Origin of the sequence: Ureibacillus aquaedulcis, assembly GCF_030418165.1 — a bacterium.
Taxonomy (GTDB): domain Bacteria; phylum Bacillota; class Bacilli; order Bacillales_A; family Planococcaceae; genus Ureibacillus; species Ureibacillus aquaedulcis.
Genome location: NZ_JAUHTQ010000004.1, coordinates 196183 through 214588 on the forward strand (window position 1 = coordinate 196183; position 18406 = coordinate 214588).

Sequence of the window (18406 nt, forward strand, 5' to 3'; positions counted from 1 at the left end):
ATAAATGAAAAACTACTTACAATGGTCATCCAGTAAGTAGTTTTCCGTTTTAAGTTTAATCTGAATCGAAATCTAGAAAACGGTTGACGCGATCGACATAAGAGTCGATGGGGTAGGTGTTATAAAGCTCACTGGATAAACGAATTGGATCACCAAAAAAATATCTCTCATATTGTGTTTGTCTAGTTCCAAAAGCACTCATCGTTAAATCCCATGCTAACCGGAAGATTTTAACTCGGTCAAAAGCTGGTTTCGATGCTGCTTGAAGGTATTGATCTAAATCTTCACGTATAGAGGAGTGAAATGCGTTTTCTGTCGGTAAAGTAATCAATCCACTTGCACCGATTAGCTGAATAATCTCCATAAATCGTGGATAGATTTTGGGGAACAGATTTCCAGCAACCCGTAAAGTCGAAACATCCGGTCTCATATAGCCCCATTCATCCACAGCTGCATGGTTTTCCGATTTTTCCAGCAAGGCTCTTAATGTTTCAAGACCAATTATAATTTCTGACATTTTTTCTTGAATATGATGATATTCTCTAACCTTGATAGTGTTTACCATTAGCTGTGCAAGCCCTAGAACAAATTCGCTTTTCACGATTTGTCGGGTTAAAGCTTGATGTTTTGCAAAGGCATGGAAGGAACATTTCTCTAAAAATTCTTCTGCTACCTCACCATTGTTATAAAAGAAAACTCTGTCCCAAGGTACTAAAACATTATCAAAAACAACAATTGAATCCATTTCCTCATACCTTGAACTTAAAGGATGATCAAAATTGGACTCGCCGCCTATAAATGAATCTCTACAAATGAATTTTAAGCCTTTTGTATTTGAAGGAATGGAGAATGCAAAAGCTTCATCTTCATCGGTGAACAGGAATTTCCCCACACTGAACACTAATACTTCATCGGTTAATCCACCTTGTGTTGCAAGAAGGCGAGCTCCTTTAATTACAATTCCTTGTTCATTTTCTTCAACTACCTTCGCTGCAATCGGCAAATTGCTATTTTCAACGTAAACTTGAGAACGATTTACCTGAGGTGTAATAAAGGTATGCGTAAAAGATAAGTCTCTTTCTCTTGCATTTTCAAATACATTGGTGAGATTTTCAGGAAAACTATTCTTTCTTCCTTGCAAGTATTCGGCACCGGAAGCAAAGCTCATTAACACAGTATTCAAATAATCCGGACTTCTCCCCATTATCCCATTTGTGTGGGTAGCCCAATGTTCAATCATTGTTCTTCTTTTTAGAATGTCATCTTTTGTTCTGGGTGCTAGAAATGAAAGACCAACTGCATTTCCGGTTAAAGGAGATGGAAAGGTCATTTCATCCTTAATATTTTTATTATGTTGTAAATCATAAAGCGAAGCTTTTGATTGTAGTATGCCTTTAAAGCAGGGATGTTCTGAAAGTAACCCGCTGATTCGTTTTCCATCAATCCAGATTTCAGGATTTAATTGATCCATTCGACTAATAAATTCCTGCCCGGTTATAGCCCCCATGTTTTACACTCCCAAAAATTAAATATTAAGCTGAAAAATATAATCATAAGTCATTAACATGTTAGGTAATTCCTAATATTTTATTTGCTTAGAAACAAAATGATACCTTGTTGAATAAAATTATCGATATTTTGTAAAATTATTTTGAATCTTGATCTTTTCAAGAGTCCAATTTAATTTAGTTACTAAAAATTAAACAAAAGGGGATCGCTAACTTGGTCTGTTGAAAACTTTTCTGAATATAATAAAGAAAAAGTGCCAATTCAATGGAACCCGCTCGAAGTTTATTTAAATCTGCTCTGTATTGATTTCATTAAATAAATAGATCTTTATGTAGAAATAATAATAGAATGCCAGTATAATAGAAGTATAACGTGATGGTTTGGAGGAAAGTAAATTGGGATCGAGAAACTAAAAATTGGCGAATTGGCTGAAATAACCGGGATCACTAAACGGACAATCGATTATTATACTAATCTTGGCTTACTGAAAGCTGAACGTTCTACTTCAAATTATCGTTTCTATACTTCTGAAACAATTGAACGCATTCGTATTATCGAAGAAATGAAATCAAAGGGCATGTGCCTAAATGACATAAAAAATTCTTTTGAAAAAATGAATACGCAATCGGAAGAAATGGATTTACAAAACATATGTCAGCATATGAAAGCATTAAAAAATGAAATTTCACTCCTGGTAGAGCAAATGCAGCAACAAGAACAATCGAAAAAGGATTCGATAAAAAATAAAGTTTCGTCTGAAAGTGTAGCCTTAATGCAATCTTTATTATTACTTATAACCTAGGAGGTGAAGTCTTACTTTTTTAAAGTAAGACGATGATTGACCGCATTAAATTTGACTATATTTGCTATTTTGATAGCTTTAACTGCATTCTTTGTGGCAACTGAGTTTGCCATTGTAAAAGTAAGGCAGTCAAGGATTGACCAATTGGTAGCTGAAGGAAGAAAAGGCTCTTTGGCCGCCAAACATGTAACGACCCACCTAGATGAATACTTGTCTGCCTGTCAATTAGGTATTACTGTCACGGCACTTGGTATTGGTATGGTCGGAGAATCAACGTTTGAGTTTATCCTGGAGCCTTTCTTTGGAATGCTGGGAATTGGTGAGCAGTATATCCATTATTTCACCATTGGGGCTGCCTTTATAATTGCAACATTTTTGCACGTTGTAGTGGGGGAACTTGCGCCAAAAACCGCGGCCATCCAAAAAGCGGAAACAATAACACTCTTATTTGCAAAACCAATTATGATCTTCTATAAGATTCTTTACCCATTTATTTGGTTTTTAAATGGAGCTGCCCGCATTCTGGTAGGGATTTTCGGTATGAAACCAGCATCGGAGCATGAACTTACACATACAGAAGAAGAACTCCGTTTACTAATGACAGAGAGCTATAAAAACGGCGAAATCAATCAAAACGAACTGAAATATGTGAATAAGGTGTTTGAATTCGATGATCGAATTGCCCGTGAAGTTATGGTGCCAAGAACTGATATTATCGCATTCGACAAAAATGCGACATATGAGGAAGTACTAACGACAATTCAAGAAGAGCGCTATACAAGATATCCAGTATACGAAGATGACCGTGACAATATTATCGGCTTTATTAATATTAAAGATTTCCTAACTCAAGGGTTAAGCAATCGCATTACTGTTGAAAATTTTACCATGGAAAGATTTATTAATCCTTTGATTTATACGACAGAAGTAACAGCGATTCAGGATCTACTGACAAGAATGCAGAAAGAACGTACTCCGATTGCCATTCTTTTGGACGAATACGGGGGGACTTCGGGTCTTGTTACCGTTGAAGATATTCTAGAGGAATTGGTTGGAGAAATTCGTGATGAATTTGATGATGATGAGGTTCCTGAAATTCGCAAGGTAAAAGAGGGGCATTTTATTGTCTATTCAAAAATATTATTGGAAGAAATATCGCGATTCCTTAAGATTGAGATTGATAATCCAGATGTGGATACACTTGGTGGGTGGTATTACTCCCAAGATGTTGAATTAAAGCAGGAAAATGTTATCGAACATGCGGGCTATACATTCTCGATTCATGAAATTGATGGACTCCAATTACGCTATATCGAAATTAAACAAAAAACGAATATTGCCGTTTAAGGCATTACTCAACCTCTTATGTCTTCTACCAGACTTAAGAGGTTTTTTTCAGTGACTTTTTAAATTGCATTGCAAAGTTAAGTCTTTAAGATCCTGCCTGAGGGGGTATATTTTGAAGAATCTTCGTTCCTTATTGCTTCTTTGTTTAATGGGAATCCTATTAGTAGCTTGTGCCAATGAGGATGAAATCTATTTGTCGAGAGTAGATGTTCTTGCAGTAAAGGATGAAGCTATGGAAGAAGAGAATATGATCATTGATTTGGTAACACTCGACTCCATTAAAAGTTTGCTGGGAGAAATCCGTTGGGAACCTAATTCAGATCACGAAATAGAAGGTTCAGAAGATTTCATCGCTACACTGTTTTATACTGATAACGAGGATCAGCATGATCAGCTCTATCTATATAGAATGTCGTTTAATTCTGATGGTAGCCTAAGTATTGTCAGCAATAATGAAGAAGAGGGTTATGGTATTCTGGATGAAGAATATGCCGAGAAATTAAAAACTCTTCTAGAGGGTTACATATACTGATAGCAAAAAGAGGTGTTCCTTTGTAGGAGCATCTTTTTTTGCTATTGCCGTCGTTTACCTTTTAAGTGACTGTGCTTTATTTAGACCCGTGCCATTAATTCCCTCAATAATTAACGTACTACCCTGATTGGGACAAGCATATATTGGGTCAATCATTGTTACGGTAATTCGAACAAAGTAAGCAAACTAAGAATCTATACTCTCATAGGTAGGTGGCCCAATGAAAAAATTAATTATCGATGGAGGATTATTATTAACCGATATGGAAATCCAATATAAAGAAAGAAACATACACTTAACTCGCGTATTAATCGATACTGGTTCATCCTGCTCCATAATTTCCTCGGAGATAGCGGAATCAATCGGCATTTTTCCTGAAGCAGACGACCCTATTTACAGGGTTTGTGGTGTAGGCGGTTCAGAAATTGTGTATGCAAAGGTATTGGATTCTATTACAATCGGTCATATAAAAACGGAACAAATCCAGATAGAGATAGGATCCATGAATTACGGATTCGATTTGGATGGCATTATTGGCTTGAATTTGTTAAAGCGTTTGAAAGCATCGATCAATATTGAAAAATTGGTTATTCAATATGAGTGTTAAGTATATCCTAAGTTGGGCATAATTTTGATGTTTTCAAAAAGGACTTTGGGATGGAATGTCGAATAAGTAAGATATCTTTTCTATTAACTAAATTACAAAAGGAGTGGCATTGAAGATGGAATTTATTCGTATTACTGACATAAATGATCCTTTATTTGCTAAATTACATACACTTTTGGGAGAAGTTTTCCCTCCGGAAGAGGTACTGGAATTTGAACTTTGGAAGGAGCCGTTGGAGGATCCGGGAATTCGGGTTTTTGTCGCTGTTCATGAAGGAGAGGTAGTGGGTGCTACGGAATACCGCTATTATCCTGGATGGTCTATTTCGATGACAGACTTTACGATTATAGGGAAGCCCGGACTTTCTATTGGACGTTTTTTAGCTCAAGAACGTCAAAAGGACTTAATGAGGTTAGCAGAAGAACAAGGCGAAGTGTTAAAGGGCGGCTTTGCAGAAATCTACAATCCCTACTTGATGAAAGAGCATTTCGACTTTGGAGGCGTGATGCCCATGAATCCTTTCGTTCGTCGTGAAGTACTATCCCATTTAGGCTACAAACGTATTGATTTCCCATATGTTCATCCATCATGGAAAAATGATGGAGAGGCGGTAGCAGGACTGGATTTCTGTTTCATGCCAACAGATGATGCTTTAAGTGAAATCCCAGCCTCGTTGGTAGTGGATTTCTTGAAAATTTATTACTCGGTACTGCCAAATAAACCTCAGGAATGGCTTGAAATGATTGCGAACTTGGAAAAACAAGAGACATTAAATTTGCTTCCTTTATAGACGATGGAAAGTCAGTAGAAAGAGAAGTCGGAAAGAATTTTTCCGGCTTCTCTTTTTTGCCGGAAAAATTTCAATAGGCTGGTGTATATCTTTATTAAAAACCTAGGAAAAATTCTAATTTTATCGCAAGTGCGCAGAATTTTGAATTTTCTATCAGAATTTTTTAATATTTAAGACTAGTATGTTAGCTAAAAAAGTGTAATATTAACAGTGAGAAGTTTATTATATAAAATTTCTGAATTTTCATGAATATCGGAGGCAAAAAAATGTTTGACATTAAAACAGAGTTAACAACAAATCCAAAAGAAAAGCCTGCATCGGATGTATTGGGTTTTGGCCATTACTTTTCCGACCATATGTTTGTCCTGGATTATACGGACGGTATTGGTTGGCACGATGCCCGTATTGTACCGTACCAACCAATTACACTAGATCCTTCGGCGATGGTTTTCCACTATGGTCAATCTGTATTCGAAGGTTTAAAAGCTTATGTAACTGTTGATAAAGAGGCGTTATTATTCCGAGCTGACCAAAACTTTAAACGGTTAAATAGATCAAATGAACGTCTTTGTATACCAGCAATCGATGAAGAGTTAGCTTTGGAAGGGTTAAAGCAATTGGTATCAGTGGACCGTGAATGGATTCCAAGTGCTCCAGGGACTTCATTATATATTCGTCCCTTTATTATTGCGACAGAAGCTAATTTAGGTGTACATCCTTCAAAAAAATATCAATTTATCATTATTATGTCTCCGTCTGGTTCATACTATAAAGAAGGCATTAACCCAGTCAAAATAATGGTAGAAGAGCAGTTTGTACGTGCAGTTAAAGGTGGAACAGGGGAAGCGAAAACGGGTGGAAATTATGCAAGTGCCTTAAAAGGGCAAGAAATTGCAAGCCGTGAAGGTTATGCCCAAACGTTATGGTTGGACGGCAAGGAAAACAAATATATAGAAGAAGTAGGCAGTATGAACATCTTCTTTAAAATTAATGGAACGGTAGTTACACCAGCGTTAAACGGCAGTATTTTGCCTGGAATAACACGCGACTCCATGATACAAGTTTTAAAATTTAGAGGTGTTCCAGTGGAAGAACGCAAAATTACGATTGATGAAGTAGTTGAAGCATACCAAAATGGTACACTGGAAGAGGTTTTTGGTACTGGTACGGCAGCAGTAATTTCTCCGGTTGGAGAGTTAAAATATCTTGATGATAAAATGACGATCAATAACGGTGAAATCGGTGAAATTTCCCAAATGTTATATGATACATTAACAGGTATTCAATATGGATCCATAGAAGATAGTTTTGGATGGACGATTCGATTATAAGAACAAAATCGCGGGCAGCTCTTTTAGCTGTTACGCGTTTTTTTGTTTTGTATTAAAAGTCAAAAATCCAGCCATACAACATGAGCGGAACTATGGTTTGAAAAACTTTAAGCTCTTTTTACTATCCTTTTTTTACAGTAGGAATATCAATGAAAACAAAGGTCAAACTATACAATGACTAAATTATGAGAGGAGTGTTTACACATGAAGGAGCATAAGCAGCCACATGAGCAATTAACAGTTCAAGACAACCAATTGACGGCAACTCAGGAAGTTCTGTACCACGATGAATTTAAACGCGCGGACAACGCAACGAAAAAGAACAACCAAAATCAGCGTAAAAAAAATTTATAATTCATTACTCCAAAGTAGTCGACTGCTTTGGAGTTTATTTTTTTGGTAAAGTTCTATATTCCTAAAAAGCAGCCACCGTTCCAATAACTACCATTTGTTAAGATGATACATTATAATTTAAATATCAAATAAGAAAAATATGAAAGTGAGTACTATCCGGATGACAAAACAAGAAATAATTTTAAAAAGTTTTTCTATCGGGTTACCGAAAACTATGACTTATGAAAATGACCGATTATTAGAAACGGGAATCTGCAAGGAATCCGTTGACGAGGCCTTGTTGACCAAGGACGGATTTTCGGGAGATGGAGTGGCGAATTTAAAGCATCATGGTGGACCAGATCGGGCTGTATGTGTCTACCCTTATGAACATTATGCACTATGGGAAAAGGAATTTGGGACGTCTTTGCCAGCTTCGGCTTTCGGTGAGAATATCACTGTTACAAACATGCTGGAATCGGATATATGTATAGGAGATATTTATCAGCTTGGTGATGCAGTCGTTCAGATAGCACAAGGTCGAGTACCTTGCAGCACAATCAATAAACGGACAGGTCTTCCAACTTTGATGAACTGTATGGTAGATACAGGACTCACTGGCTATTTTTGCCGAGTACTTAAAGAAGGAAAGGTACGAAGTGATTCTAAAATCACCTTAATTGAGAAAGATCCAAAAGAGATATCAATTTTATGGGCCAATGAAGTGTATTTCCAGCGTCCAACTGATATAGAAGCAATGCAAACTCTACTTTCTGTCGAGGCACTTGCAGATAAGTGGAAAGGGTATATGACGAAAAGATTATCAAAATTTACTACAGCATAAATAAATGGGTTGCAGTTTGAGAACGTAATCCTAAACAGGTGTAAACGAAGTTGATAATCAACTTTTGTCTACACCTTTTATTGATGGGTATTAGTAGGAAAGAACTAATTAAAAGTAGGAATTTAAAATATTCAGAAAAACTGTAACCTTTTTGTCGTTTTTATAGTCTATATTATGAGAAGATTTTGCATAAAAAATGTCGAAAAACGAAAATTAGTTAAAAAGTTTTGGGGTGATACAATGGATCGAGATTTTATTATCCAAATTGTTTCAGATAATCTAAAAATATTAAGAAAGGAAAATTGCTATACGCAGGATAAGATGGCTGAAATAGTGGGTGTGACTAAGAAAACCATCATTCAAGTTGAAAAAGGCCGAGCATTGGCAGATTGGACGACAACCATAGCAATTTGTGCGTTATTCCGAGAGAGTAAACTTTTACGAAAGCATTTTGGTGGCGATCCTATTGAGATCATTGAACTTACTGTTCAAGATGTAACGATTCGACCGCAAGAAAAGACTTTAGGCGGCCATATTATGTGGAAGAATATCGATGAGTATAAAGGATTCAAACTTCAAAGAAATTTGATAAGTAAACATTTTCGGATTTTAGACGAAGAGAATTACCGATTATTCAGTACTTTTGATGCGGAAGTAGCACAAGAAATGTGGAAAGACATTGAAAAGACAATATAAAGAATTCATTTTTCTATACAATGGATGAAGAAGTTTTGCTTTCTACTACAAAACTTCTTTTATTAATTTTAAGTTGTTTTAAACCCCGCAGGTAAACCTAAAAGAATGGCCAAAACAGGATTAGATTTAGGGAATTAAGCTATGGTTATTATTCATTTATTAATAATTTGTATAAATAATATTCATTCCTTGGTTCTCCGTTAATCATCAACGAATTTACCTTTTCTCCTTCTAAAACAAAACCCATTTTTCGGTACAAATTAAAAGCTTTATGGTTATCTTTGATTACAGTTAGTTCCAAACGTGTAATACCAGATTTCTTGGCCCATTTAAACAAATGCTTGAATAGTTGTGAGGCAATGCCTCTCCCTTCAAAATTTTCCTTAACTCCGATTACCACGGTAGCACGATGTTTTGTTCGCTTTATGTTATTTCCAATGGCCGCGATAAAGCCTATAAGTTGATGATCTAAATCTGCAACTAACATTGTTGAGTTTTTATCTGCCAAGATTTTCTCTATAATCTTTTTCTGTTGTTCATAAGAAATTTGTTTTTCACCAGGTTCATATAGCATGAAGCCCGATTCATCAATTGCTTTGTTTAGTTCCAAATAATTTGCAGTATCCTTTACTTCTATTGTTCGAATTAACACTTTAACAACTCCTTTACTTTAAAAGTTTACCATATTTAGTAAATGTCGCGGCGAATGAATTTCAATGCAGAAAAACTGCTATTTTAGTTATACTAATAAGAATGCTGCAAAGGGGAGCGAGTAGTTATGCGAATTGAATTAGGTTCTGGTTTGGATATTATAGGAGATATCCATGCGTGCTATGAAGAGTTCATAACATTGCTTGAGAAATTAGGTTATGAACAGAATGAAAAATGTCTATATGTTCATCCTGAGGGACGGAAAATCCTATCATTAGGTGACGTGATGAGTAGGGGGCCCCAATCGATTGAATGCATGTTGTTCTTTTTAAGACATGTGGAAGAAGGAGTTGCCTATATGATTGATAGCAATCACGGGTGGAAAATCGCACGTTGGCTGGATGGTCGGAAAGTTCAAATGAAACATGGTGATGAAAAAGTTGAAGAAGAGTTTAAGCAATTCGAGAAGAAACATGGTGCAAAAGAAACAAGTGTTTTAAAAGAAAAGCTCAAAAACTTATTAATGGGAGCCCCATCTCACTTTATCATTACAGATGAGGGAAATGAAAAGGTCGTCTGTACGCATGCAGGAATAAAAGATGATTTCATAGGAAAGGAAAATTCAAGAATCAAAGATTTTTGCCGATACGGTGATGTAGCCGGAATGGATGAAAAGGGAAAGCCCATTAGACGAGATTGGTTTAAGGAACATAGGGGGGAACTGCTCATTGTATGGGGGCATGACCCAAAACCTGAACCGATGGTGATAAATAATACCATTAATATTGACCAAGGTGCTGTTTTTGGCGGAAAGTTGACTTGTTACCGATACCCTGAAAAAGATTTTGTATTTGTGCATGCATTGAAAAACTACTCAGGTAAAGTTGGGGCGGATAATCCCATAGGAAGAAGAGATTGAAACTAAAAAGGGTCACCACAGGCTATTAGCTTGGTGGTGACTCTTTTATCGGTTATTTTACTTCTTTCACAACGGTGCCGGCAACTCGATCATGGGGAAGTATTTCACCATTCTGCCCCTCGAAGGATTTTCTTCTAAAAACATAGTCTACAGTACCAATCAAATCACGGTAGGCCATGCGTTTGACAATTTGAGCAGGGGTAATGTCCGCTCCGCTGGCATTTTCCATTACTAGTCCTGCAGCTTTGTATCCAAGAGTTTGCCCGCTTTTGCGTAATTGTACATACTCGAGTGTCCATAATACAGCAGTTGGCGTTACAAGTGCGTGGAAAGCTTCATTTTTTATCTTCTTTCTTAACAAATATTCTACGCCTGCGTTTACGGCCCCTGATATTGCTAAATCAATTAAAAAGGCATTTCTTCGTTTTTTTGTTATGGCCTTCAATAATGTCACTCCCTTCCTCTGTGTGCAATCTTTCTTTTTATACGTATTGCCTTGTTGAAAAGTTTCAATACTTTTAGGAAATACAAGTTTGATTCTAAATATGGAAGGTACTAATAATCAAGAAAATGGGGCAGATAAACTTATGCTTAGATTCTGTATTGGTGCAGATTATAAAAGAGGATTAAATTATATTGGATAGATTTATATAAAATGGGAGGAAGCCTGGAACAGTGGATCATTTAAGCGGAAATAGACTCTGGAAAATATATAAACCCAGTTAGACAGATTAACTCTTGTCTAACTGGGTTCATAATCGGATTTATACTGTATTGTCTTAATAAAAATTCCTCCTTAACCCTTAAGCTGCTTTATGGCCATAGATATTTAGCAATGCGTCTAATTCTTGGCTGCAGGTAACAGTTTCTGGATGTGTAAAGCCTAAATTATTAGCTTTTTTATACATATCTTTTCTTTTCATTTCAATTAATAGTTTTAATATTTGTCTGTAAAATCTACTTCGCATTCTAGTAGTCCCCCATGAATTTGTATTATATTAATCGCTTAATATAATTTGTTTTTACTTTAGTAATTGTATATTACTTGATCTGAAAATTATGTCGGTTCGTGGTTGAAAATTGGAAATTCACAAATTTGTCACATTTTATACAAATATTCTATATATACATCTATTAATAAAGAAGCAGCTATTTTTTTTCGCTGCGTAAATCAAGTAAACAATTGATATTTCCTAGTAATAGGAATATTCAAGACTTGATTTTGCTTTGGGGAAAAAGTCAAATTATTTTGTCTAAATGCCGATTTTCTTAGTCGACACAAGCTCGAAAAATGACGATTTTTTTGGAAAAGATTAGGTTGAAATATGAATAAATAAAACGATTTATTTCTGTTGGAATTTAATAAATCTAAGGCCTGCTTACTATATTAAAATATCAATTTTGTACGAAAAATTAATCTTTTCCATTAATATTCTTCATTTGTTAATAGATTATGATAGTTTTGAAAATGCAAAAGTCTATGTAGTGATATAGAATGTATAAAATAGTATACAAAGGGTGTACTAGAATATTTTAATAGATTGGTATAAAATTTACAATATTTTTCTTTTTTTATATACTTAGGGAGTTTTTAAAGAAGGAAACAAGTACTTGAAGCATGCAAGAGTTTATAGAATTTAATGTCCCTTAAGAATTATCTTTTATGGTAAAGTCATGCTACGATTAAAAAAATATTTTATAGGGGTTCGACGAAATAAATTAACGTGGAGGATAGAAATGAAGTCTTGGACAAAGGATATTGAGATAAAAGCGCCAATTGAGCAAGTATGGAATTTGTTAAACGGCAATTTGGCGGAGATGCAAAAAATTATGCCGCAAGTAATAGCGCATGAACCGCTTAAACTTACAACTGAAAAAATCGGCAGTGTTTATCTTCAAAAATACCGTGAAGGAAATCGCGTACAAGAATATGAAATAGTAACCTTGGATTATGTTAATGAAAATAACTATAAGAGGCTGAAAGTAGGTTTTACTTTGGCTAACATGTTTGAAATTACAGCACAATACGAGTTAAAAGAAATCGGGTTTGATACGACTTATTTTAATTACTCAACCACCAACAAGCCGCTGAAATGGTTTTTAAAGCCACTTGTAATGCTGGGTTCCAATAAGGTTGTTATTCAATTTGTGGAACAAGTAAAAAAAGTGGCAGAAGCAGAAGCGCAAAAAATAAAAAACCGTGGGTAGTTTTACACTGCCCGCTTCCTCATTTTAGTCCCAAACAGCACTACAGCTCTATTTAATGCAATTCCCCAAATTACAAACTTCAAAAAACAACCTTTTTACTCATGTTAAATACTATTCAAAAAAGTCTATCCTTCTTATTATTAATATTCATATGTTTTTAATTTTTGGACAAGATAAAAGGTACAACAAGCGAGGTGTTGTTATGATTATTGAAAGGTCTTCAAACTGGCGAGAGGACTTTATCCAACGTTTTGAGCAAGATGGTCCATGGGATAGTTGGACACTTTATAACAAGAGCTATGAAATTGAAAAGATGAATCTCATTCCCGAGTTTTCAGGATTACAAGCACCGAAATTTCTGACAAATATACAATTGTTGCCCCATCAAGTTGAAGCAGCGCAAACTGTCATCGAAAAAATGAATGGAAAAGCGATACTAGCTGATGAAGTAGGGCTGGGTAAAACGATTGAAGCCGGACTTATCATGAAAGAATATATGATTCGCGGAATTGTAAAAAAGGTTCTAATTTTAGTGCCGGCCTCCCTGCAAAATCAATGGGTAACAGAGTTGAACATGCGTTTTTTTATTCCGGCCATTGCCTATAGAAAAAATACGCCGATCGAGCATTATGATGTAGTGGTTATGAGTATGGATACAGCAAAAAAAAGTCCGCATCGCGAAAAAATATACGAGCAGGACTATGACATGATTATCATAGATGAGGCCCATAAACTTAAAAATCATAAGACTCAAATCTATGAGTTTGTTCAAAGTTTAAAGAAGAAATTTTGTTTATTATTAACTGCTACGCCGATACAAAATGATGTCTTTGAAATCTTTTATCTGGTTTCATTATTAAAGCCGGGTCATCTGGGGAACTATGAATCATTCCAGGCATCCTTTTCAACTACGAAAAATTCGACGGATGGAGAAAAATATCTAAAAGAGCTAGTTAACCAGGTGATGGTCAGAAACCGAAGACAAGATACCGGTATTGAATGGACAAGCCGAAAGGTTGAAACAATACCAATTCAGTTTACGCCTGGGGAAAGAGAAGTCTATGAAATGATCGGTGCATTAAAATCCGTGTCGGCAGTCTTTTCTAGTTCCTTCACAATGGTAACGCTGCTTAAGGAAATGTGCAGCAGTAAAGAAGCAACATTTTTGACGCTCAATAAAATGATTCAAAAGTGCGTTACAAACGAAGAAAGTGAATATATCGAAGAGATACTAGCGAAGCTGATGAAGCTCGAAATCAATTCAAAAGCCGAAAAAGTAATAGAAATAATTGAAAAAGCAAACGATAAAGTAATTATTTTCACAGAGTACCGTGCTACGCAAGCATACCTGCAGTGGTACTTGTATACAAAAGGAATTTCAAGTGTACTATTTAACGGGAAATTTAGTAAAAGTAAACGTGACTGGGTTAAGCAACTATTCCGTCAACGAGATCAGGTATTAATTGCCACAGAATCCGGCGGCGAGGGGATTAACCTTCAATTTTGCCACCATGTTATCAATTATGATCTGCCATGGAATCCAATGAAACTCGAACAGCGCATTGGACGTGTGCACCGTCTGGGACAAGAAGAAGACGTGCATATTTACAATTTGGCAATTGAGGATACCATCGAACAGAAAATCCTGGATTTATTGGGTAGTAAAATAGATGTCTTTGAAAAAGTAGTCGGGGATTTGGATGATATACTAACGCGGAAAGCGTAGGGAAAACCAAAAGACAAACTGAAGAAACATAAGCAAAGATAGTGAGTGAACAAAAGGAGGAAGCATAGGATGTATGCAGAACAGGTTCATGACTATTTAAGAACATTTTTTAAGGAGACCGATTGTGAGCTGCTTTCGGATGAAGGTTATATGCTTTCTGTTCAATTAACTGCCGATATGGATAAAAGAATAATGAACCGCCCATTTTATTGGCAATATATAGAAGCGACGAACAGTCCAGCAAATCCGGCCCGATTAAATTTAATTACCGATCGTACGAAAGTGCAAAATCAATTCATTGGTGAAATCATTCACTTCGGTTCAGGCAGGCTACATCAAATTTTCAAAGCAACGAAGGAACTAGGCTCCTTTGTGCAAATGTATCAGCAGAGTAATGATCGTAAAATGCTGACGCCTTATTTCTGTGTAAATTACAAGGTTTCTTATTATTGTGATCAAACGAAAGAAGTCCTTTATTCGCTGGGGATTAATCTAATCAACGGTGACATAGAGGATCATTTTCACGAATTTGTCAGTCAGCTGGATCTGAAGGGCAATATCCCTGAGAATAGCTTCTGTCTACAATATATCATTAAACCGGCAAGAGCATTGGAACGTCTGGACGGCATGATCCAAAACATCATACAAAATGATGATCATTCATGGGCTGAGGAAGCAAAAAAAAGATGGGCAAAAGAATTGGAAGTACTAGACTTCTTTTATGATGGGGTTGAGGAAAAGCCGGAAAGCTACGAAATTGAAAAAAAAGGTCTGAAAGAAAGATTTAACCCCCGTATAAAAGTCGAAATCATCAATGGTGGGTTGTTCTATTTGCATTAAATGAACCTTTCGACGGAGCCACAAGATAGGCTTGAAAAAGCATGTCAGGAATTCAGCATAGCATGTGAGCTTTTGTCAACGTTCAGGTCTATTTCCTGAGCGTTTTTTTAGTTGGTTTTCGATAATTAAATTTCTCTATTGTGAATAGAAAGGCTTCTAAGTTGGCTAACTTGATAGAAAAGAGCAATTAAAGGAGAATATGAATCATGCGTAAAAAGTACATCTATGCCTTGTTATCAATTGCTGTTGTAATTGGTGTCATCGGATACTTTGCAATTGATACGACTGAGCAGGCGCCTGTTGAAAATGAACAACAATTGACTGCAGCTGACGTTTATTGGTCCTACACAGGTGAGACCGGCCCTGAACAATGGATAAATGTAAATTCAAATTATGAAGCATGTGGCAGAGGAGAACTTCAGTCTCCTATCAACATTGAAATAAAAGAAACGGCAGACCAACAGGAAGCAGTGAAATTAGCGGAACAAATTTCACTAAATTACGATCAGGCGATTTTCACTGTAGAGAATATTGGGCATACTATAGAGGCAAATTCAACAACCCTTGAAAACTCCTTATTGATTAATGATAAAGAATATAAATTAACGGGTATTCATTTTCATTCACCAAGTGAACACCAATTAAATGGGCAATATTTTGATATGGAGGCTCATTTGTATCACAAATCAGAAGAAGGGGAAATGGCAATCATCGGATTGTTCATTGAAAGTGGAGAAGAAAACCTTGTATTAGCTGAGATGTGGGATGAGATACCAACAGATGGTGATGAAGCTGCAAAGATATTGAAAAATCCAGTCGACCTGCAATTGCTATTACCTGAACAAAAAAGCGTTTATCAATATATGGGCTCTATAACAGCGCCTCCGTGTACTGAAGGGGTGAATTGGTTTATCTTGGAGCAGCCAATTGAAATGTCGGATGACCAGATTAATCGATTCAGTTCAATATTTTTGCAAAACAATCGACCGATACAAGAATTAAATGGCCGAGATGTTTATAAATTTAATCTTAACTAGCAAAAACGCGATCGGGAAAATGTTCCCATCGCGTTTTTTAATTATCTCTTTCGAAGTGGAGGAATTCTATTCTTTTGAAAATTTATCAATATTGAATATTTCGACATCGATTAAACGGGCACCGACTTTATGAAGTAATTCTTCAATTTCTTTGATCGTCGGTTGATGGGCATCTTTTCCCAGCGTAAGAATCACTCTTCTTAAATACCAATTATCATCATCAATGGTAAAGACACTATGAACTGAAGTTTTTTTCTTAACAAGCGTCAGTACTTTTGTCAAAATTCCTTCTGTGTCAGGTAAAGCAATTGTTAATGCGCAGCTCCCTGTTTTATAGCCCCAAGCTTCTTCCAATAATTCAAATACCTTTGAATGAGTTAGAATTCCTGCGAAATTCTGCTGTTCATCCAGAACAGCTAGATAGGGCAAACGCTTAATGGAAAAAAAGCTTCTGAAGAATGAACTTTCCTCGTAAATTGTCCCATCTTGGTCCCGGGCTAGATCGGCAATTGGTATTTCTTCTTTTTCATGCTCCAGCATGTGCTCCAGAATCGATACTTTATAAGCATTTCCGACAAACTTTTGTCCACTATCGTCCAAAATAGGGATGCAACGGTAACCGGAAGTCTTCAGCTTCTCCAATACTTGGGAATTAGTTTCCGATTCTTTACACCATACGACATCATTTTTCTTTAATAATCTCTGTTTGATAATCATTTCAAAGTCGTCCCTTCTATCTTGCAGCCATCTCTATACTAATTAAAACTTAAGTGTAAATTTAGGCAAATGAATTTCAGTATATTTTATATTATGAACACACATTTAGAGATATACATATTTGAGTGTATAAATTAAAAGAAATTGCAAAAGATAAGTGAACACAATATTAAAAAGATTGTGTACTTCAAAAAAATTATCATAGGAGGGGAAACATGGGAATTATATACCGACTTGCTTTAGTTCTTGTCATTGTTGGTGCAATTAACTGGGGATTGATTGGTTTATTCCAATTTGATCTTGTGGCAACACTTTTTGGTGGTCAGGATTCAGCTTTATCTAGAATTATTTACAGTTTAGTCGGATTAGCCGGATTACTGAGTATCCCATTGTTATTTAAGGCTTATGACGAAAATGATGTAGAAGTTGCTAACAATACCCATAGCAATGCATACACAAATATGAATTATCAGACTGAGTTTGGCGAAGAAGCCGACTTTCCGGAAGTACAGAAAAGTCGAACTGTAGACCTGGACAAATCATCGGATAATCCAGAAGTTCGAAACAATCGAGCTACTGAATTATATGAGAATGATGGTAAGGGTAAAAGTGACAAGAATAACCTTGTTTAAGTTAGTTTTTATAAATGGTTGATCATCTCAAGGTATAGACAAAGCCAATATTCCTTTGTCTATACTTTTTTCATGCATAAAAAAAGGTACCCTCTTATTGAGAATACCAAACCAACCTTTTTTATTTCGTCAGGAATTCGAATTTTTTAGGGAGACTTACACCTAGTTGTTCAAGTTCGCCTTTTGCTTGTTCTATACGTTCTTTTACTTTTGTTTTTGCTTTATCATCCAGGTTTTCAAAGCTTTCTTTCATTGGATGATTCGGCACTTTAATCCCCAGTTCCGCAAGTTGTTTATGTGCTTCTTCTTTCGTTATTTTCCCCTCTTTTTTATCTTTAAATATGGCTTTTACTTTTGCTTTTGTTTCCTCATCCAGGTCTTCAAAAACTTTGCAGTCTCTATGTTCCGGAGGCTCAATACCTAGTTCTGCAAGTTGTTTATCTGCTTCTTCTTTCGTGATTTTCTCTTCTTTAACTTGTTTGAAAATTTCTGTTACTCTGCCCTGTGTTTCTTTATCTAATTTTTTTAGTTGTTCATGGAATTTAGACTGAGGAACTTCTATCCCCATTCCTTTTAAATCGTTCTTTAATGAGCTTAAAACCTCATCGACTTTTGCTTTGGTCTCACTATCTAATTGATCATACTCTTCGTGGAATTTGTGCATGTCTTCATGAGCTTGTGCTGATGGTATGCTTGCCCCGAACAATCCTATGGAAAGAATGGCGGCAAGGAAACCAATCCAAAGCCTATTATGTTTTTTCAATATACTCACTCCTAATTGTTTAAGTTAATAGATAAGAGGGAAGTGAAAAGAATAGATATAGCTCACCACCTTGGTTTCTTTTCAATGCCTTACTTTTCCCAACATAAAGATGATGAAATTAG

The 18406-nt window shown here is 35.9% G+C and carries 21 protein-coding genes; 15 read left to right on the forward strand and 6 right to left on the reverse strand.

What is annotated here, in order from left to right; translation table 11 throughout:
* Positions 1-55 precede the first annotated feature (55 nt).
* Positions 56-1507, reverse strand: coding sequence for a 4-hydroxyphenylacetate 3-monooxygenase, oxygenase component (gene hpaB, locus QYB95_RS07915; RefSeq protein WP_301137769.1), 1452 nt, complete (start codon positions 1505-1507; stop codon positions 56-58).
* Between the two features lie 426 nt (positions 1508-1933).
* Between hpaB and QYB95_RS07920 the strand changes: the two genes are divergently transcribed.
* From QYB95_RS07920 to QYB95_RS07960, 9 genes are all read left to right on the forward strand, one after another.
* A complete protein-coding gene (locus QYB95_RS07920; protein ID WP_301137770.1) occupies positions 1934-2311 on the forward strand; it encodes a MerR family transcriptional regulator in 378 nt (125 codons plus the stop codon).
* Between the two features lie 36 nt (positions 2312-2347).
* Complete coding sequence (locus QYB95_RS07925; protein ID WP_301137771.1) at positions 2348-3658, forward strand: hemolysin family protein; 1311 nt, start codon at positions 2348-2350, stop codon at positions 3656-3658.
* A 112-nt stretch (positions 3659-3770) separates the two neighbouring features.
* Positions 3771-4190, forward strand: coding sequence for a hypothetical protein (locus QYB95_RS07930; protein WP_301137772.1), 420 nt, complete (start codon positions 3771-3773; stop codon positions 4188-4190).
* Between the two features lie 220 nt (positions 4191-4410).
* Positions 4411-4797 carry a retroviral-like aspartic protease family protein gene (locus QYB95_RS07935; RefSeq protein ID WP_301137774.1) on the forward strand — a complete coding sequence of 129 codons (387 nt, stop codon included), beginning with the start codon at positions 4411-4413 and terminating at the stop codon, positions 4795-4797.
* Positions 4798-4912: 115 nt separating this feature from the next.
* Positions 4913-5587 (forward strand): GNAT family N-acetyltransferase, encoded by a 675-nt coding sequence (locus QYB95_RS07940; protein WP_301137775.1) that lies wholly within the window; start codon positions 4913-4915, stop codon positions 5585-5587.
* Positions 5588-5853: 266 nt separating this feature from the next.
* Positions 5854-6918 (forward strand): branched-chain amino acid aminotransferase, encoded by a 1065-nt coding sequence (locus tag QYB95_RS07945; protein WP_301137777.1) that lies wholly within the window; start codon positions 5854-5856, stop codon positions 6916-6918.
* A 204-nt stretch (positions 6919-7122) separates the two neighbouring features.
* Complete coding sequence (locus tag QYB95_RS07950) at positions 7123-7272, forward strand: YfhE family protein (RefSeq protein ID WP_301137778.1); 150 nt, start codon at positions 7123-7125, stop codon at positions 7270-7272.
* A 160-nt stretch (positions 7273-7432) separates the two neighbouring features.
* Positions 7433-8095, forward strand: a complete 663-nt coding sequence (locus tag QYB95_RS07955) for an MOSC domain-containing protein (protein WP_301137779.1) — start codon at positions 7433-7435, stop codon at positions 8093-8095.
* Between the two features lie 240 nt (positions 8096-8335).
* Positions 8336-8791: a helix-turn-helix transcriptional regulator gene (locus QYB95_RS07960; protein WP_301137780.1), complete on the forward strand. Its 456-nt coding sequence runs from the start codon at positions 8336-8338 to the stop codon at positions 8789-8791.
* Positions 8792-8939: 148 nt separating this feature from the next.
* On the opposite strand, the gene QYB95_RS07965 is transcribed toward QYB95_RS07960, so the two are convergent.
* The gene (locus QYB95_RS07965) at positions 8940-9443 is read right to left on the reverse strand and encodes a GNAT family N-acetyltransferase (protein ID WP_301137781.1); all 504 of its coding nucleotides are present in this window, start codon (positions 9441-9443) and stop codon (positions 8940-8942) included.
* A 126-nt stretch (positions 9444-9569) separates the two neighbouring features.
* On the opposite strand from QYB95_RS07965, the gene prpE reads away from it, so the two are divergent.
* On the forward strand, positions 9570-10361 hold the full coding sequence (gene prpE, locus QYB95_RS07970; RefSeq protein WP_301137782.1) for a bis(5'-nucleosyl)-tetraphosphatase PrpE: 792 nt from the start codon (positions 9570-9572) through the stop codon (positions 10359-10361).
* 52 nt (positions 10362-10413) lie between these two features.
* On the opposite strand, the gene QYB95_RS07975 is transcribed toward prpE, so the two are convergent.
* Together QYB95_RS07975 and QYB95_RS07980 are read right to left on the reverse strand one after the other, a co-directional pair.
* Positions 10414-10806, reverse strand: a complete 393-nt coding sequence (locus QYB95_RS07975) for an RDD family protein (protein WP_301137783.1) — start codon at positions 10804-10806, stop codon at positions 10414-10416.
* Positions 10807-11164: 358 nt separating this feature from the next.
* Positions 11165-11329 (reverse strand): aspartyl-phosphate phosphatase Spo0E family protein, encoded by a 165-nt coding sequence (locus tag QYB95_RS07980; RefSeq protein WP_301137784.1) that lies wholly within the window; start codon positions 11327-11329, stop codon positions 11165-11167.
* A 769-nt stretch (positions 11330-12098) separates the two neighbouring features.
* Here QYB95_RS07980 and QYB95_RS07985 point away from each other — a divergent pair.
* The 4 genes from QYB95_RS07985 to QYB95_RS08000 all read left to right on the forward strand — a co-directional run bounded on the left by QYB95_RS07985 (position 12099) and on the right by QYB95_RS08000 (position 16172).
* Positions 12099-12569 carry an SRPBCC family protein gene (locus tag QYB95_RS07985; RefSeq protein ID WP_301137785.1) on the forward strand — a complete coding sequence of 157 codons (471 nt, stop codon included), beginning with the start codon at positions 12099-12101 and terminating at the stop codon, positions 12567-12569.
* Between the two features lie 202 nt (positions 12570-12771).
* Complete coding sequence (locus QYB95_RS07990; protein ID WP_301137786.1) at positions 12772-14295, forward strand: DEAD/DEAH box helicase; 1524 nt, start codon at positions 12772-12774, stop codon at positions 14293-14295.
* 69 nt (positions 14296-14364) lie between these two features.
* Positions 14365-15135, forward strand: a complete 771-nt coding sequence (locus QYB95_RS07995; RefSeq protein WP_301137787.1) for a YqhG family protein — start codon at positions 14365-14367, stop codon at positions 15133-15135.
* Positions 15136-15341: 206 nt separating this feature from the next.
* Complete coding sequence (locus QYB95_RS08000) at positions 15342-16172, forward strand: carbonic anhydrase (protein WP_301137788.1); 831 nt, start codon at positions 15342-15344, stop codon at positions 16170-16172.
* A gap of 66 nt (positions 16173-16238) precedes the next feature.
* On the opposite strand, the gene cbpA is transcribed toward QYB95_RS08000, so the two are convergent.
* Positions 16239-16889, reverse strand: a complete 651-nt coding sequence (gene cbpA, locus QYB95_RS08005; protein ID WP_301137790.1) for a cyclic di-AMP binding protein CbpA — start codon at positions 16887-16889, stop codon at positions 16239-16241.
* Between the two features lie 215 nt (positions 16890-17104).
* On the opposite strand from cbpA, the gene QYB95_RS08010 reads away from it, so the two are divergent.
* On the forward strand, positions 17105-17521 hold the full coding sequence (locus QYB95_RS08010) for a DUF378 domain-containing protein (protein WP_345783710.1): 417 nt from the start codon (positions 17105-17107) through the stop codon (positions 17519-17521).
* A gap of 121 nt (positions 17522-17642) precedes the next feature.
* On the opposite strand, the gene QYB95_RS08015 is transcribed toward QYB95_RS08010, so the two are convergent.
* A complete protein-coding gene (locus tag QYB95_RS08015; RefSeq protein WP_301137791.1) occupies positions 17643-18284 on the reverse strand; it encodes a hypothetical protein in 642 nt (213 codons plus the stop codon).
* Positions 18285-18406 lie beyond the last annotated feature (122 nt).

Coding starts and splice junctions, on each gene's coding strand:
- hpaB (WP_301137769.1), bottom strand. CDS start 1,507: ATGGGGGCTATAACCGGGCAGGAATTTATTAGTCGAATGGATCAATTA.
- QYB95_RS07935 (WP_301137774.1), top strand. CDS start 4,411: ATGAAAAAATTAATTATCGATGGAGGATTATTATTAACCGATATGGAA.
- QYB95_RS07940 (WP_301137775.1), top strand. CDS start 4,913: ATGGAATTTATTCGTATTACTGACATAAATGATCCTTTATTTGCTAAA.
- QYB95_RS07945 (WP_301137777.1), top strand. CDS start 5,854: ATGTTTGACATTAAAACAGAGTTAACAACAAATCCAAAAGAAAAGCCT.
- QYB95_RS07950 (WP_301137778.1), top strand. CDS start 7,123: ATGAAGGAGCATAAGCAGCCACATGAGCAATTAACAGTTCAAGACAAC.
- QYB95_RS07955 (WP_301137779.1), top strand. CDS start 7,433: ATGACAAAACAAGAAATAATTTTAAAAAGTTTTTCTATCGGGTTACCG.
- QYB95_RS07960 (WP_301137780.1), top strand. CDS start 8,336: ATGGATCGAGATTTTATTATCCAAATTGTTTCAGATAATCTAAAAATA.
- prpE (WP_301137782.1), top strand. CDS start 9,570: ATGCGAATTGAATTAGGTTCTGGTTTGGATATTATAGGAGATATCCAT.
- QYB95_RS07980 (WP_301137784.1), bottom strand. CDS start 11,329: ATGCGAAGTAGATTTTACAGACAAATATTAAAACTATTAATTGAAATG.
- QYB95_RS07985 (WP_301137785.1), top strand. CDS start 12,099: ATGAAGTCTTGGACAAAGGATATTGAGATAAAAGCGCCAATTGAGCAA.
- QYB95_RS07990 (WP_301137786.1), top strand. CDS start 12,772: ATGATTATTGAAAGGTCTTCAAACTGGCGAGAGGACTTTATCCAACGT.
- QYB95_RS07995 (WP_301137787.1), top strand. CDS start 14,365: ATGTATGCAGAACAGGTTCATGACTATTTAAGAACATTTTTTAAGGAG.
- QYB95_RS08000 (WP_301137788.1), top strand. CDS start 15,342: ATGCGTAAAAAGTACATCTATGCCTTGTTATCAATTGCTGTTGTAATT.
- cbpA (WP_301137790.1), bottom strand. CDS start 16,889: ATGATTATCAAACAGAGATTATTAAAGAAAAATGATGTCGTATGGTGT.
- QYB95_RS08010 (WP_345783710.1), top strand. CDS start 17,105: ATGGGAATTATATACCGACTTGCTTTAGTTCTTGTCATTGTTGGTGCA.